Origin of the sequence: Bacillus sp. GMa5/1 (assembly GCF_050172015.1) — a bacterium.
GTDB lineage: Bacteria > Bacillota > Bacilli > Bacillales > Bacillaceae_G > Bacillus_A > Bacillus_A cereus.
In genome coordinates, this window is the sequence record NZ_JBNLYC010000108.1 from 1 (window position 1) to 15,362 (window position 15,362).

Below are 15,362 nucleotides of genomic sequence, written 5' to 3' on the forward strand. Positions count from 1 at the left end.
AGGGAAATTAAGGAGTAGTAGTTTAAAAACAAAGTTACTTGTGTCATTTGTTATCATTTTAATTCTTCCAAGTATTGTAATTGGTTGGACGTCTTATCAACAGGCGAAGACGAATTTTAATGAAACGATTTTAAACTCGGCGAAAGATAATATAAAAATTTTGGATAATGTAATTAATAAAGAATTGGATAGTAAAAAAGTAGATGCAACTTATTTTACGAAATTATTCACACAATCAAGTTACCAAGCAGATCAAATTCAAAACATACAAAATAAACTAGAAGAATACAATAAACTGCATCCAGAAATGGAAGCAATCTATACAGGATCTAGTAATGGACAGTTCATTCAATCACCAGCTATTCAGATGCCAGATGGATATAATCCTACAGAAAGAGATTGGTATAAAGAGGCCGTGAAGAAAAGTGGAGAGGTAATTGTAACTGCTCCATATAAGTCAAAAACGACAGGGAATATTGTTATTACACTAGCAAAACAAAACGAGGATAAAAGTGGAGTTCTTGGGATTGACTTAATCATTAATAATATTGTTACTACTTCCAAGATGGTTAATATCGGTAAGGAAGGATATGTAGCGATATTTGATCAAGATAAAAATGTAGTAGCGCACCCGAAAATGAAGCCAGGAGAGAAATTAGAAGAGAAACTTAGTAAAGAATTGTATAAACAGGAAGCTGGAGATTTTTATTATTCATTAGATGGTGAAGATCGCAATATCACTTTTAAAACGAATAAGAAAACTGGATGGAAAATAGCAGGAATTATGCCTTCAAAAGAAATTATCGAAGCAGCTAACCCTATTTTCTATAAAACAATAACTGTTATTGGTATTTCATTAGTAATTGGTGGGATTTTAATTTACTTCATAATTGCTTCTATTATTAGTCCGTTAAAACAACTTGTTATATCATCGAAAAAGATTAGTGAAGGCGATTTAACAGAGTCAATTACAGTTCATTCTAAAGATGAAATTGGGCAGCTAGGAGAAAGTTTTAACGAGATGGCTGCATCGTTACAAAGTGTCATTTCCAATATAAACACTTCAGCAAGTCATGTAGCGGCATCTTCAGAAGAATTAACAGCTAGTATGAAGCAGACAAGCGAAGCAACGGAACAAATTACACAGGCGATAGAGCAAGTATCAAGTGGTGCAGAAATACAAACGAAAGAAGTTGAAGAAGGAGCAACATTGTTAGAAGAAGTTACAGAAGGAATTCAGCGTGTTGCAGATAGTTCTTCATTAGTATCTACAGCCTCTATGTATACGAAGAAAAAAGCTGAAAATGGTGGGAAGTTAGTTGAACAAACTGTGAATCAAATGCAATTAATTCATGAGTCTGTTTCGCAGTCAGACAAAATCATTGGTTTGTTAGACGATAAGTCGAAACAAATTGGAGCAATCCTTGAAGTGATTCAACATATTGCTGAACAGACAAATTTATTAGCGTTAAATGCGGCAATTGAGGCTGCGAGAGCTGGAGAGCAAGGAAGAGGATTTGCAATTGTAGCAGATGAAGTGCGAAAGCTAGCAGAACAATCAGGACAGTCTTCTACGGAAATTGGGAAACTAGTGAAAGAGATTCAATTTGATATAAAAGAAACAGTAAGCTCTATGAATCAAGTTGGAGTAGAAGTACAATCAGGACTTGTAGTTGCAAATGAAACGAAGCAAAGCTTTGCTGAAATATTGAAATCTACGGATGATACAGTTGTACAAATTGATAACATGGTAGATGTAGCAAAACAAATGACGGTAGATGCAAAACAAGTAAGTGCATCTATTAATGAAATTGCAGCTACAATTGAAGAAAATGCAGCAAGCGTTCAAAATATTGCTGGTTCCTCTGAGGAACAATTAGCTTCAGTAGATGAAATAAATGCAGCAGCAGTCCATTTATCACAAATGGCAGAAGAATTACAAGAGATGATTAGTAAGTTTAAAGTGTAATAACGAATGTTAAGAAACGAGGTAGTAATTTTACTTCGTTTCTTTTTTTATGAAGAGAAAAAGAAAGAAATATAGAGTAACCGTGTTATGATTAAGTATAATTAAAGAGACTGTATATTCTTTAAATTCTATCTTTAATCATGTTAGGGGAATGGTTTTGAAATTAAAAAAATTAAAACTCCAACCGAGAATTACATTAACTATTAGTACACTTATTTTAGTTGTACTTATGCTAACGAGTTATTTATTTTATTACATATTATCTGAAACGGTAGAAGAGCAAATTGGCAAAAGGGCTTTGCATGTTGCGAAAACAGTTGCTGCTATACCTGAAATAAAGGAAGCTTTTCAAAAAGAAAACCCAGCTTCTATTATTCAGCCGATTGCAGAAAGAATTCGAATGGATACAGAGGCTGACTTCATTGTAGTTGGAAATAAAGAGGGGATTCGATATGCACATCCTGAGCGAGATAAAATAGGAGAAGCGATGATTGGTGGAGATAACAAAGGCGTTTTATTAGAAGGAAAATCATATGTTTCGAAAGCAACTGGATCATTAGGCCCTTCATTACGCGGAAAAGTTCCAATCCGTAATCAGGAAAATGAAATCATTGGTGTGGTGTCTGTTGGATTTTCAATGGATGATATTCATGGAGCGGTAGAGGTGTATGGAAAGCGTGTATTTTGGATTACAATAATAGGCCTATTAATTGGAGTAATCGGCTCTATATATTTAGCGGCAAGTATAAAAAGAATGATGTTCGGTATGGAACCAGAAGAAATTTCATCTTTATATGAAGAGCATAGTACAGTGATTCAATCTGTACGTGAAGGGATTATTGTAATCGATAAAAATGGCATGATTAGTTTAGTCAATCAAGCAGCTTATGATATTCTTTCGCTAGATAAACAACAAAATATTATTGGGGAATTTATTTTAAATGTAATTCCTAATTCAACGATACTAGATGTACTTCAAACTGGTGAAGAACAGTTTGATCGCCAATTAAATATAAAAGGACAGGCTGTTATTGCGAACCGTCTACCTATTAAAGTAAAGAATAAAGTAACTGGCGTTGTATCGAGCTTACGTTTGAAATCTGAAATGGATCAGTTAACAGCAGAATTATCTCAGACGAAGCAATATACAGAGGCATTACGAGCGCAAGCGCACGAATATAACAATTTATTGTATACGCTTTCAGGTCTTATCCAATTAGAATCATACGAAGATGCTTTAGAGCTTATTCATAAGGAAACAGCGGTATATCAAGATTTTGTTCAATTTATTATGAAGCGGATTCAAAATCCATGGCTAGGTGGAATTTTAATTGGATTTTATAATAGAGCACGAGAGTTGAAGATTGATTTTATGCTAGATAGAGAAAGTGGTTTACACAAATTAAGTCCACATATTGAGAGTAATTATGTCGTTTCTATTTTAGGAAATTTAATTACGAATGCATTTGAAGCAATTGAAAAAAATGAAGAGAATGATAAGAGAGTAAGGATGTTTGTAACTGATATTGGAGAAGAAATATTAATTGAAGTGGAAGATTCAGGGCAAGGGATTCATGATGAAATAATTACTAGTATATTCTATAAAGGCTTTTCGACGAAAGAAGGAGGAGAGCGAGGATATGGATTAGCAAAAGTGAAAGAGTTAGTAGAAGATTTAAATGGAAGTATTGCAATCGAAAAAGGGGATTTAGGTGGTGCGTTATTTATTATTGCACTACCGAAAGAGAGAGGCGAATAGTAATGGGTGAGGAGATTGAAGTATTAATTGTAGAAGATGATATTCGGATTGCTGACATTCATCGTCGTTTTACTGAAAAAATTGAGGGATTTAAAGTAATTGGAACGGCAACGACTGGAGAACAAGCGAAAGAATGGCTAGAGCTTGTGAAGCCACAGCTTGTGTTATTAGATGTGTACTTACCTGATATGCAAGGAACGGAACTTGTCACATATATTAGGCATCATTTGCACGATACAGATATTATTATGATTACAGCGGCATCGGAAACAGATGTAGTGAGGCACGCCCTGCGGGGCGGAGTAACAGATTATATTGTAAAGCCACTAATGTTTGATCGATTTAAGGCGAGTTTGGAAAGTTATCAAAAAAAGATTGTGCAGCTGAAGAAAAATAATCAATTATCTACAGAACAAATAGAACATTTATGGTCTCAAAGAGGCGTAAAGGGAAATGAAATGGAATATGCCCCGAAAGGGATAGACCCCTTAACTTTAGCAAAAATAAAAAAACATATGTTAACAGTTAATGAAGAAGGCATTACAGCAGAGGTACTAAGTTCAATGGTAGGCGTAAGTCGATCAACTGCAAGGCGCTATTTAGAGTATTTAATATCTGGGAAGAAAGTCCACGCAGAGCTAATATATGGGAGTGTGGGGAGACCGGAGAGACGGTATTTTCTTGTTTCTTCATAATAAAAAACAGTAGAGGATTTATTTCTTCTACTGTTTTTTGCGTCTTATATTGGAATAATCCCAATTACAATGCCAGTAATCAACATCACCATTGTCGTTCCAACTGCCCACAATAAAGTAAAACGTTGATGTTCACCAAAATCAACTTTTGCCATCCCAACTAATAAATAAGTGGATGCAACAAGAGGACTTAATAAGTGAACGGGTTGCCCAAGTAAGGAAGCACGTCCCATTTCAGCTGCACTAATTCCGTAAGTAGCAGCAGCCTTAGTTAAAATAGGTAATACCCCAAAGTAAAATGCATCATTGGACATGAAAAATGTGAATGGCATACTAAGAAGAGCTGTAATAATTGGCAATTGTGGTCCAAGTGCATCTGGTATAAGAGTTACTACACTGTTAGCCATGGCATCTACCATTTTTGTTCCAGATAAAATACCAGTGAAAATACCGGCAGCAAATACGAGAGAAACAACTGCTAATACATTCCCTGCATGAGAAGCAATACGTTCTTTCTGTTGTTCTAAGTTTGGATAGTTAATCATAACAGCAATAGCAAAAGCGACTGTAAATAAAACAGGTAACGGCATAACTTCTAGTATGAGACAGACAAGTAATGTAGCGGTTAATAAAAAGTTAATCCATAGAAGTTTAGGACGTTTATGTACTGCGGCTTCGACAGTTGCAGCTTGCTCATCCATTGTTTGCATTTGTTTTAAATACTGTACATCCATAATTCCTAAACGTTTTCTTTCTTTTTTTCCAAGATAGTAAGCAACGAAAACAACCCAAATTGCACCAGCAATCATTCCTGGAATAAGAGGTGTAAATAATTCAGAAGCCTCAAGTCCAAGTGCGCTCATAACACGAGCTGTGGGTCCACCCCAAGGTGTAAGATTTGTTACCCCCGCCCCTAACATAACAACTCCAGCTAATATGAGGGGGTTCATTCCAAGGCGCTTATATAGTGGATACATTGCGGAAACTGTAATCATGTATGTTGTTGTACCGTCACCATCTAGAGAAACGATAATAGTCAATATAGCCGTTCCGACAACGATTTTTAAAGGATCTCCTTTTACAAATTTTAAAATCTTACTAATGACAGGATCGAATAAACCGCTATCAATCATAATCCCAAAATATAAAATAGCGAACATAAGCATAATACCAGTAGGTGCTAATTTTTGAATTCCCTCTAACATCATAGGCCCCATATTGGCATAGAATCCGCCAATTAATGCAAAAACACTCGGAATTAATATTAATGCTACTAGCGCTGACATACGTTTCGTCATAATTAAAAACATAAAGACAAATACCATCGCAAATCCAAGTAGTGCTAACATGTAATTTCCCCCTCAAAAGAATGATTGCGCTTTCAAAATAGAATAAAAATTCAGAAAAAGGTTTTTTATTTATAATAAAAGCATCTATTCAAATGGTAAATAATTTGAAAAATAACATCATTAGAAGCATAATTTTTATTTTGTTCATTTTGTTCATGGTAGTTAATTTGAATTTTTAAAAAGTAAGCTGCTCCTCGTAAGAATGGTAGAATAAGATGAAAATAGTGAAGTGTGAAATAGGGAGTAGATGTTATATGAAAACGAGAATTGAAGAGATTTATAGCTCTTATGAAGGAAAAGTAGAGGAGATTTTTATTAATGAATCTTCTTACGTATATGAATGGGAGAAATTACTGATGATCCGAAAAAATGACGGTGAGCTTAAAAAAATTGCAGTCGGGATTAGTGGAAATATAAGATTGGTAAATGTAGAAGTTGGACAGGAAATTAGTGAGGATACATTATTAGTTAAATTAGAAGATGATTTATTAATTACAGGTTGTGAGTGATGAGAGATGTGTAGAAATAACTACACATCTTTTTTTGTTTCCTATATTACAAAAAGCACATTGTTTTTTCACAAATCTCACACAACCTTTTGGTATTCTTTTCGTGGAGTATACGGTTTCTAGGGAGGAATATTGATGAAAGTAAAATATGTCGTACTTGCTATATGTTTATGTTTCGTATTTACGGTAGTCGGGTGTGGGAAAAAGGAAACAGCAGCTGTTGCCATTGATGAGAAACATGATAAATGTGATATTTGTCAAATTGGGGTAACAGATAATCAATTTGCAACAGAAATTATTTTAGAAAATGGAAAAGCGTTAAAGTTTGATGATATCGGTTGTATGTATAAATGGATGGAGATCAACTCAGGTGAAAAGACGAAAGAGAAATTTGTTCGAGATTATGATTCGAAAGATTGGATTTCGTTAGAAGACGCTACTTACGTATATGATAAAACAATAACGACACCGATGGCTTATAATGTCATTTCATTTAAAAATAAAAAAGATGCAGAGAGCTTTGTATCTAACTATAAGGGGAAAGTTCTTTCATATAAAGAGCTAGCAGAGCATAAATGGGAAATGAATAAAGAGATGATGGGGAAACCGAAAGCAGGAAATCATGGTGGACATCATTAATGATAGAAAAAGACAACTATATAGTTGTCTTTTTCTATTATTACTCAGGTGCAAATATAGAAAAGGTGTAAAATTTTTAGAAGAACGGTTACAATGGAATATAGTAACCTAAAGCAATCATTTATCCCGCATTAACGGGCAATAAGATCCCCACCTCAAAATTTAGTGAAAGCAAAGAAGTTAGGTGGAGTCGGGCTGCCCGTAAAAGCCCGATTGGTGTGGGCTAATAATTAGTGGTGGATGAACAAAACCCCCACTAATTAAAGTTTCACTTTATGTACTTTTTAGAAATGTATACAAATGCGGTAAAAACGTGCTAAACTAATTGCTTCATAATGTTAATGATGGGGCCATCAGGCGTATCATTTCAATAGGTTGAGAAACATAGTATAAGCTTAAGATAATCCGATTAAAGAAGGAATATAAAGGGCTTATGGATAAATGTACTCAAGAAGAGTTATTGTATGTGATGGAGGAATGGTTAAGAAAACATTATCTTTCATAGGAGCTGTAGTTGTGAGAAAACAAAAAATTTTATTATGTATTTTATTAGGACTTTTAATGACGGTAGTGGCTTGCGATAAGCAAGAAGAACCAGAATCGAAACCGGTTCATGTGAAAAATGAAAAGAAAAAAGAGAAGCATAAAGAACAGGAAGAATCTAAAGAAGAGAAAAGTATAAATTTAATGGACAAACAGTTGTTACTTTCAGCTACCCTTGGAGACACAGAGACAGCTATGAAGTTGATTCAGGATGGAGCGAATATAAACGTAGAAGGTGACAACGGAGAAACGCCTGTCCTTGCAGCGACGTACCAAAATCATGTAGAGACAGTTAAAGCATTAATTGGTGCAGGTGCTAATATTGAAATTAAAGATGAGAAAAAAAGTAATCCACTTCTTTATGCAAGTAGAGAAGGATATACGGATATTGTAAAAGTATTAATTAATGCAGGAGTTAATACGAAAGAAACGACTAGGTCAGGTGGGACAGCACTTATTTCTGCATCTGAGCGTGGCCATGTAGAGGTTGTTAAAGAATTATTAGAGCATACAGATATTGATGTGAATTATAAAAATGAACGTGGTGGAACAGCGTTATTAGAAGCAATTGTATTAGGAAATGGTAGTGAAAACCATAAGAAAGTAATTCAATTGCTTATTGATCACGGTGCAGATGTAAACATGGCTAACAAGGAACATCTGACGCCACTGCAATACGCTGAAAAAAGAGGTTTTAAAGATATTGTAAATATGTTGAGGGTAGCTGGAGCGAATGAAGTAGTACAGCCACAACAACCAGTAGAGTAAAAAACGGAAAAATAATCCCATTTAGATAGACAGAATGAAGAAATCAGTTAGTATGATGGATTCAGTAATGTGTATTTGAATGGGATTTTTATTTTGAACATGAAAAATAGATTATGAATGGATGGTATATGGAGTAAATAAGGAGGATAAAAATGAGGCTCTCAAAACTTGATTTAATAGTAATTCAGGCAGAGGTTTTATTTGTTCATAATCAAGTAGGAAAAATGAAATATGTAAATGAACAAGGAAATCCGAAAGCACCACGTTTTTTTCTTGGCAGAACTCGTGAAGGGAGTATAACGAGATATCATTGTAATGTGGACGATGAAACGGTAAGTAAGATTGAGAAGTTAATTCGAGAACCTTCAAAGCATATAGAGATAGCAAAGATTATTAATATATTAAATGAAGAAAGAACAGTGGAAAATAGTTGGATGGGTCCTGCTTTCATGTTTCATAGTAATTTACATAAGCCGACTAGAACAATACAAATAACTGAGAAGAATAGAGAGCTTTTGCGAGAAAATTTTCCTAATCTAATAGAACAGATGGAATGGAGGAAACCTTATTTTGCAATTGTAAAAAATGAAAAGGTAGTTTCCGTTTGTTGCAGTGCCAGAAGTACGCCCGTAGCTGCTGAGGCAAGTGTGGAAACTTTAGCGGAATTTCAAGGGAATGGATATGGTACTGATGTTGTTACAGCCTGGGCCTTATCAATACAAGAGGAAAAGCGCATTCCACTTTATAGTACTGCTTGGGATAACTTTGCTTCGCAAGCAGTGGCAAGCAAACTAAAACTTATTAACTATGGAATGAATTTACATATTGATTGAATTTTAAGTATTGTTTCGTTCTATTCGTTTGCATTCGAATATATGGATTAATGTAAAAGGTGATATGGTGAATATTAACATTCGGTTAACACCTAATTAACAATCTATCAAAACTGACTTAATAAATGCGTAATATAGTAAAGGTAACAAAATAAATAGGGTAGAGAACATTTGAGAACACCCACTTACATATAATGTGCCACTTTCTTAGGTGTGCTCTATTCCCTAGAGTTCAAATAAGGAGAAAGGCGTTCTATGTAAGTAGGTGTTTTTAGTTTGGATAAAAATAGAACAGTTAGGTGGAAAAAATGTTTAAAGAACCTTATATTGCGATGATAAAGGATTGGAAAGGATACAAAGCATACAAAAAATTGCCGAAAACAGTTTTTCTTATGACTGGTTCAATGCTGGAATTACCAGAGCGTGTATATGAATTGCAGAAACATGGACATGATGTATTTCTTCATTGTGATTTTATACAAGGCTTAAATACGAATACAGAGGAAGCGCTTTTGTATATTCAAGATGTTATCGGGGCACAAGGTATTATTTCAACAAAGGGTTCAACAATTCGAAATGCTAATAAAATTGGATTGAAAACAATTCAACGTATTTTTATTGTAGATACTTTATCCCTTACTAAATCAATTGAAAATTGTAAAACGACTAAACCAAATGCAGTAGAGATTATGCCGGGGATTATGCCTTCTATAATTAAACAGCTAGTAGAGGAAATAGAGTTTCCTATTATTGCAGGTGGGCTGATTCAAACGCGAGAAGATGCGGAAATTGCAATTCATGCAGGAGCAAGTGCGATTTCAACAAGTCATTATGAAGTATGGATACAAGAAGAAAAAAGGAGTGCAACCTTGTGATTGAATTGAAAAATGTTTCAAAGGTATATAAAAATGCAGAAGAGACAGCGGTTAAAGGCGTATCGGTTCATATTAAGAAGGGTGAATTTTTTGTTTTAGTTGGACCTTCGGGATGCGGGAAAAGCACATTATTACGAATGATCGCTGGCTTAGAAGAGATTTCTTCAGGAGATTTAATTATTAATGAACGTGTTGCAAATGATCTAGAGCCGAAAGACCGTAATCTATCAATGGTATTTCAAAATTATGCATTATATCCACACTTATCTGTAGAAGAAAATATTTTATTTGGACTTAAGGTAAGAAAAGTACAAAAAGAAGAGCGACAAAAGCGATTAATGGAAGCTATTGAAATGGTAGGACTGAAAGAGTATGTGAAAATGAAACCAGGCCAATTATCAGGCGGACAAAGACAGCGTGTTGCACTTGCCAGGGCAATTGTGAGTCAAGCGCCAATCTGTTTAATGGATGAACCACTTTCGAATTTGGATGCGAAATTACGTGCGCAAATGAGAATTGAAATTAGAGAAATTCAGCAGCGATTAGGAATTACGATGATTTACGTTACCCACGATCAAATAGAAGCGATGACTATGGGAGATCGTATCATGGTTTTAAATAAAGGAAGTATACAGCAAGTTGGAACACCACTTGACATATATAACGAACCAGCAAACGAATTTGTTGCAAACTTTATAGGTTCTCCTTCTATGAATATAAATGATGGGGAAGTAAATAAAGAAAAAGGTGTATTACATATAGGGCAATTGCAAATTCCATTATCTATTAGACAGTTAAAGCAATTACCAGAAGGAACAATTCGCATAGGCATGCGCCCTGAGCATATTGTACTGTCTGAGGAGGGACAAGAAGTGACGTTGCAATCTGTAGAAGTATTAGGGAATGAGTCTATATTGAACTTTGCGGTAAATGGAACAACTTGGAGTGCGAAAGTCATCGGACAGTTACTCTTGAACAAAGGTGACAAAGTAAAATTATTATTCTCGCAAGAAAAGTTATGCTTCTTTAATGAAAACACGAATGAACGCTTAAAAGTGGTAGCTGAAGAAGAGTTGAAAGTGGTGGCGAAATAATGATCGAAGTAAGTAAGTTACCAGTTCAAACAAAGGTGTCAAAAAAGAAAAAATTATGGGGGAGAACGAAAGATTTAAGAATAGGATTATTGTTTTTGGCGCCATCTATTTTGTTATTTTCGATTTTTTTGTTCTATCCATTGTTTAGGACAATTTACTATAGCTTTTATTTAACCGATATACATGGGGAAGCTAATCTTTTCGTTGGCTTAGAAAATTATCAATACTTATTCTCTGATCCAGCCTTCTACAAAAGTATAAAATCAACTTTATTATTTGTTTTATATACAGTGCCTACGAGTATTATATTTGCTTTGTTTCTTGCATTGATTGCAAATGGAAAAGTAAGAGGTATTGGGTTATTCCGAGTTCTGTTTTCTTCGACGATGGGAATATCAGTAGCTGCTAGTGCAGTGATTTGGCTATTTTTATTTCATCCAAGTGTAGGATTATTTAATAATATATTAGCTTCTATGAACCTTCCTGCAATCGCATGGTTAACGAGTCCGGACTGGGCACTATTCTCTGTATCAGTTACAACAGTTTGGGTGAATACAGGTTTTGCATTTTTAGTTATATTAGGTGGTTTACAAAATATCGATACGTCGTTATATGAGAGTGCATCTATAGATGGTGCTAGTTATTTATATAAACTTCGCCGTGTTACATTACCGATGCTATCACCAACTTTATTCTTTATTGTAACAGTAACATTAATTAGTGCGTTCCAAAGCTTTGGACAAATTGATATTTTAACGCACGGTGGACCAAATGATGCAACGAATTTGATTGTGTACTCGATTTACAAAGAGGCGTTTGTGAATCATCAATTTGGAACAGCAAGTGCACAAGCAATGGTATTATTTGTTTTCATTTTCCTTGCTACATTACTTCAATTTAAGTTTGCTGAGAGAAAGGTGCATTATAAATGATTGTTAAACAGTGGAAACAAAATTTCCTATTATACATGCTGCTCATTATTAGTGCAGTAATGGTATTTTTTCCTGTACTGTATGCATTTTTAATAAGTTTTATGACACCAGACGATGTTCAAATGAGAAGGTTATTTCCGACCCAGTTTACTTTTGATAATTTCATTAATATTTTTCAAAAAGTACCACTTTTTACATACTTATATAACAGTTTAATTGTATCGACAGTCGTTATGATTGGACAACTTATCGTATCAAGTTTAGCAGCTTATGCTTTTGTTTTTCTTCAGTTTAAAGGGAGAAACTTAATTTTCTTCCTGTTTATTTCAACGATGCTTATTCCGTGGGAAGCAACGATGGTGCCTAACTTTTTAACGATTCAAAACTTTGGTTGGATCAATAGTTTCGCCGGGATGACAGTGCCGTTTTTTGCAACAGCTTTCGGTATTTTCTTGTTACGTCAACATTTTATGACACTTCCGAATGAACTGAAAGAAGCTGCGTTTATTGAAGGGATTGGAAATATAAGATTTTTATTCAGCGTTGTAATTCCGTATTGTAAAACGAGTTTTATTACGCTTGGAGTATATAGCTTTTTAACAACATGGAATATGTATTTATGGCCACTTTTAGTGACCACTGATGAAAAAGTAAGAACAGTGCAAATCGGTGTGAAGCAGCTTCAGTCTCAAGAAGTTGCAACTGATTGGGGAAGCGTAATGGCCGGTGTTACGGTTATCGTTATTCCAACATTGATTTTACTATTTTTAGGGCAAAAGCAATTACAACAAGGATTAACAAAAGGTGCAATTAAATAATTAAGAGAAGGTGAGATTTAAATGAATCTAGTAAAAAAAGGTGCTGCTCTATTAATGGTAGCAACAATGGCATTATCTAGTGTCGCTTGTTCAAATAGTAAAACAGAGGGAAAACCTGAAGCACAGGCAAAAGTAGCACCAGTTGAAAAAAATGGTGATAAAACAGTAATTCGCTTCTGGCATGCGATGGGTGGAAAAACACAAGGAGTACTAGATGGTCTTGTTGCAGACTATAATAAGTCGCAAAATAAATATGAGATAAAGGCAGAGTTCCAAGGAACATATGAAGAGTCTTTAACGAAATTTAGAACGATGTCTGCAACGAAAGAAGCGCCAGCTCTTGTTCAATCGAGTGAAATTACAACGAAATATATGGTTGATAGTAAAAAAATCACACCAATTGATAGCTGGATAAAAAAAGATAAGTACGATACGTCAAAATTAGAAAAAGCAATTACAAATTATTATTCAGTTGATGGAAAAATGTATTCTATGCCATTTAATTCATCTACACCAGTATTAATTTATAATAAAGATGCTTTCGCAAAGGCGGGCTTAGATCCAGAGAAAGCTCCGAAAACATATGCGGAATTACAAGAAGCAGCGAAAAAGTTAACGATTAAAGAAGGCGGAAATGTAAAACAATATGGATTCTCCATGCTTAACTACGGTTGGTTCTTTGAAGAATTGTTAGCGACACAAGGTGCTTTATATGTAGATAACGAAAACGGTCGTAAGGATGCTGCAAAGAAGGCGGTATTTAACGGTAAAGAAGGACAGAAAGTATTTGGAATGTTAGATGATTTAAATAAAGCTGGCGCACTTGGAAAGTATGGAGCAAGTTGGGATGATATTCGTGCCGCGTTCCAGTCTGGACAAGTTGCTATGTATTTAGATTCTTCAGCAGGTGTTCGTGATTTAATTGATGCATCTAAGTTTAATGTAGGTGTTTCATATATTCCGTATCCAGAGGATTCGAAACAAAATGGTGTTGTTATTGGTGGAGCATCATTATGGATGACGAATATGGTTTCAGAAGAAACGCAACAAGGTGCTTGGGACTTTATGAAATATTTAACGAAGCCAGACGTACAAGCAAAATGGCATACTGCAACAGGTTATTTCTCAATTAATCCAGATGCATATAATGAGCCATTAGTAAAAGAGCAATATGAAAAATATCCACAGTTGAAAGTAACAGTAGATCAACTGCAAGCGACGAAGCAATCTCCAGCAACACAAGGGGCTTTAATTAGTGTATTCCCAGAATCACGAGATGCAGTTGTAAAAGCATTAGAAGCGATGTATGACGGGAAGAATAGTAAAGAAGCGTTAGATGAAGCTGCCAAAGCAACAGATAGAGCAATTAGCATTTCAGCTCGTACGAGTCAAAAATAAGAGAAAGCCGTATCCTTAAAAGGGATACGGCTTTCTTTATAGGGAGATAAGGGATCAAAGAAATGATGAAGTCTTATCTCTTTTATATGAGTAAAGGGTCTAGAGTGAATGTTGTCCTTTTCATTATTTATTTAACTCCATTGCGACTTGTTTACCATTTACGAAAACCTCTACTACCGCTACTACAACTTCCATTACTTTTTTCATCTCTCATCTCTCCTTGTTTTTTGTTTCATTTCTTACTTTCAGTATAAGGAAATACAGTAATTACAACTATCGAATTGGATGACAAGAGACTTACATTGTTGTAAGGATAATAGTTTAGTTTGTAATAAAGTGAAACTGTAATCAGTTGGGGGGGCGTACTGCCCGTTAATGCGGGATAAATTTGATTTAAGATTAAGATTCGGAAGTTTCTGTTGTTTTGAACTATAATTAGAAAGAGGGGGATAATATGAAAAGAATTCTTGTTATTAGTGATATTCATGGAGAGATAGAAAAGTTCGAACAGTTATTGGAAGAAGCACAATATGATGCGAAACAGGATCAATTAATCTTACTGGGAGATTATGTAGATCGTGGTCCAAATGCGCGTGCTGTAATTGAAAAGGTAAGAGAATTGAAAGAAGAGGGAGCACTCATTTTAAAGGGAAATCATGAAGATATGATGATTAAGGCGTTAACGACAAATGAGGAACGTTCATGGAACCATTGGGTAAAAAGAAATGGTGGAGATAAGACATTATATAGCTATGGATTTGTAGAAGAGGATATTGCGGTTAATGAGAAAGACTTCCAAAAACCGATTTTACACTCTCGTGTATTAGAGGAACATATAAAGTTTATTCAAGAATTAGATCATTACATTGAAACAGAAGAGTATATATTTGTACATGCTGGGGTTGAACCGATGAAACGAGTTTCTGAATCTGAACCATATACGTTAATGTGGATCCGTAATGAATTTCATAATGGATATAGCGGTGAAAAGGTTGTTGTATTTGGGCATACGGAAACAAAAACGCTTCATGGTAGTGAGGAGTGCGGAGTGTATTTTGGTAGTAATCGTATTATTGGAATTGATGGCGGGGCTGTGTACGGTGGTCAGCTAAATTGTTTGGAATTGCCGAGTAAAAAGGTATATGTAATAAAAAATTGAAAGAGATAAGAGGAATCTTATT

The 15,362-nt window shown here is 34.8% G+C and carries 14 protein-coding genes and 1 pseudogene; 14 read left to right on the forward strand and 1 reads right to left on the reverse strand.

Going from position 1 to position 15,362, the window contains the following annotated elements:
• Window positions 1-40: 40 nt before the first annotated feature.
• From ACQGSG_RS20430 to ACQGSG_RS20445, 4 genes and pseudogenes are all read left to right on the forward strand, one after another.
• Window positions 41-979: pseudogene (locus ACQGSG_RS20430) on the forward strand (cache domain-containing protein); the annotation flags it as partial.
• 129 nt (window positions 980-1,108) lie between these two features.
• Window positions 1,109-1,969, forward strand: a complete 861-nt coding sequence (locus tag ACQGSG_RS20435) for a methyl-accepting chemotaxis protein (RefSeq protein WP_370941341.1) — start codon at window positions 1,109-1,111, stop codon at window positions 1,967-1,969.
• A 151-nt stretch (window positions 1,970-2,120) separates the two neighbouring features.
• Window positions 2,121-3,728, forward strand: coding sequence for an ATP-binding protein (locus ACQGSG_RS20440; RefSeq protein ID WP_080024498.1), 1,608 nt, complete (start codon window positions 2,121-2,123; stop codon window positions 3,726-3,728).
• Between the two features lie 2 nt (window positions 3,729-3,730).
• Window positions 3,731-4,423: a response regulator gene (locus ACQGSG_RS20445; protein WP_000503463.1), complete on the forward strand. Its 693-nt coding sequence runs from the start codon at window positions 3,731-3,733 to the stop codon at window positions 4,421-4,423.
• Window positions 4,424-4,467: 44 nt separating this feature from the next.
• On the opposite strand, the gene ACQGSG_RS20450 is transcribed toward ACQGSG_RS20445, so the two are convergent.
• Window positions 4,468-5,772, reverse strand: coding sequence for a CitMHS family transporter (locus tag ACQGSG_RS20450; protein WP_000880474.1), 1,305 nt, complete (start codon window positions 5,770-5,772; stop codon window positions 4,468-4,470).
• A 254-nt stretch (window positions 5,773-6,026) separates the two neighbouring features.
• Between ACQGSG_RS20450 and ACQGSG_RS20455 the strand changes: the two genes are divergently transcribed.
• From ACQGSG_RS20455 to ACQGSG_RS20500, 10 genes are all read left to right on the forward strand, one after another.
• Entirely contained in the window at window positions 6,027-6,281 is a 255-nt protein-coding gene (locus ACQGSG_RS20455; RefSeq protein WP_000857377.1) for a hypothetical protein, read from the forward strand.
• Between the two features lie 135 nt (window positions 6,282-6,416).
• On the forward strand, window positions 6,417-6,920 hold the full coding sequence (locus ACQGSG_RS20460; protein ID WP_000865666.1) for a nitrous oxide reductase accessory protein NosL: 504 nt from the start codon (window positions 6,417-6,419) through the stop codon (window positions 6,918-6,920).
• A 441-nt stretch (window positions 6,921-7,361) separates the two neighbouring features.
• The gene (locus ACQGSG_RS20465; RefSeq protein WP_000287336.1) at window positions 7,362-8,231 is read left to right on the forward strand and encodes an ankyrin repeat domain-containing protein; all 870 of its coding nucleotides are present in this window, start codon (window positions 7,362-7,364) and stop codon (window positions 8,229-8,231) included.
• 152 nt (window positions 8,232-8,383) lie between these two features.
• On the forward strand, window positions 8,384-9,064 hold the full coding sequence (locus tag ACQGSG_RS20470) for a GNAT family N-acetyltransferase (protein WP_325842752.1): 681 nt from the start codon (window positions 8,384-8,386) through the stop codon (window positions 9,062-9,064).
• Window positions 9,065-9,372: 308 nt separating this feature from the next.
• Window positions 9,373-9,939 (forward strand): glycerol-3-phosphate responsive antiterminator, encoded by a 567-nt coding sequence (locus ACQGSG_RS20475; RefSeq protein ID WP_000472001.1) that lies wholly within the window; start codon window positions 9,373-9,375, stop codon window positions 9,937-9,939.
• Window positions 9,936-11,033: an ABC transporter ATP-binding protein gene (locus ACQGSG_RS20480; RefSeq protein WP_000571380.1), complete on the forward strand. Its 1,098-nt coding sequence runs from the start codon at window positions 9,936-9,938 to the stop codon at window positions 11,031-11,033. Before ACQGSG_RS20475 ends, ACQGSG_RS20480 begins: the two co-directional genes overlap by 4 nt.
• Window positions 11,033-11,965: a carbohydrate ABC transporter permease gene (locus ACQGSG_RS20485; protein ID WP_000573803.1), complete on the forward strand. Its 933-nt coding sequence runs from the start codon at window positions 11,033-11,035 to the stop codon at window positions 11,963-11,965. Before ACQGSG_RS20480 ends, ACQGSG_RS20485 begins: the two co-directional genes overlap by 1 nt.
• Window positions 11,962-12,783, forward strand: a complete 822-nt coding sequence (locus tag ACQGSG_RS20490; RefSeq protein WP_000635956.1) for a carbohydrate ABC transporter permease — start codon at window positions 11,962-11,964, stop codon at window positions 12,781-12,783. The genes ACQGSG_RS20485 and ACQGSG_RS20490 overlap by 4 nt, the downstream gene beginning before the upstream one ends.
• A gap of 21 nt (window positions 12,784-12,804) precedes the next feature.
• The gene (locus ACQGSG_RS20495; protein ID WP_001055009.1) at window positions 12,805-14,181 is read left to right on the forward strand and encodes an ABC transporter substrate-binding protein; all 1,377 of its coding nucleotides are present in this window, start codon (window positions 12,805-12,807) and stop codon (window positions 14,179-14,181) included.
• Window positions 14,182-14,635: 454 nt separating this feature from the next.
• Window positions 14,636-15,340 carry a metallophosphoesterase family protein gene (locus ACQGSG_RS20500; protein ID WP_048568054.1) on the forward strand — a complete coding sequence of 235 codons (705 nt, stop codon included), beginning with the start codon at window positions 14,636-14,638 and terminating at the stop codon, window positions 15,338-15,340.
• Window positions 15,341-15,362: the final 22 nt, after the last annotated feature.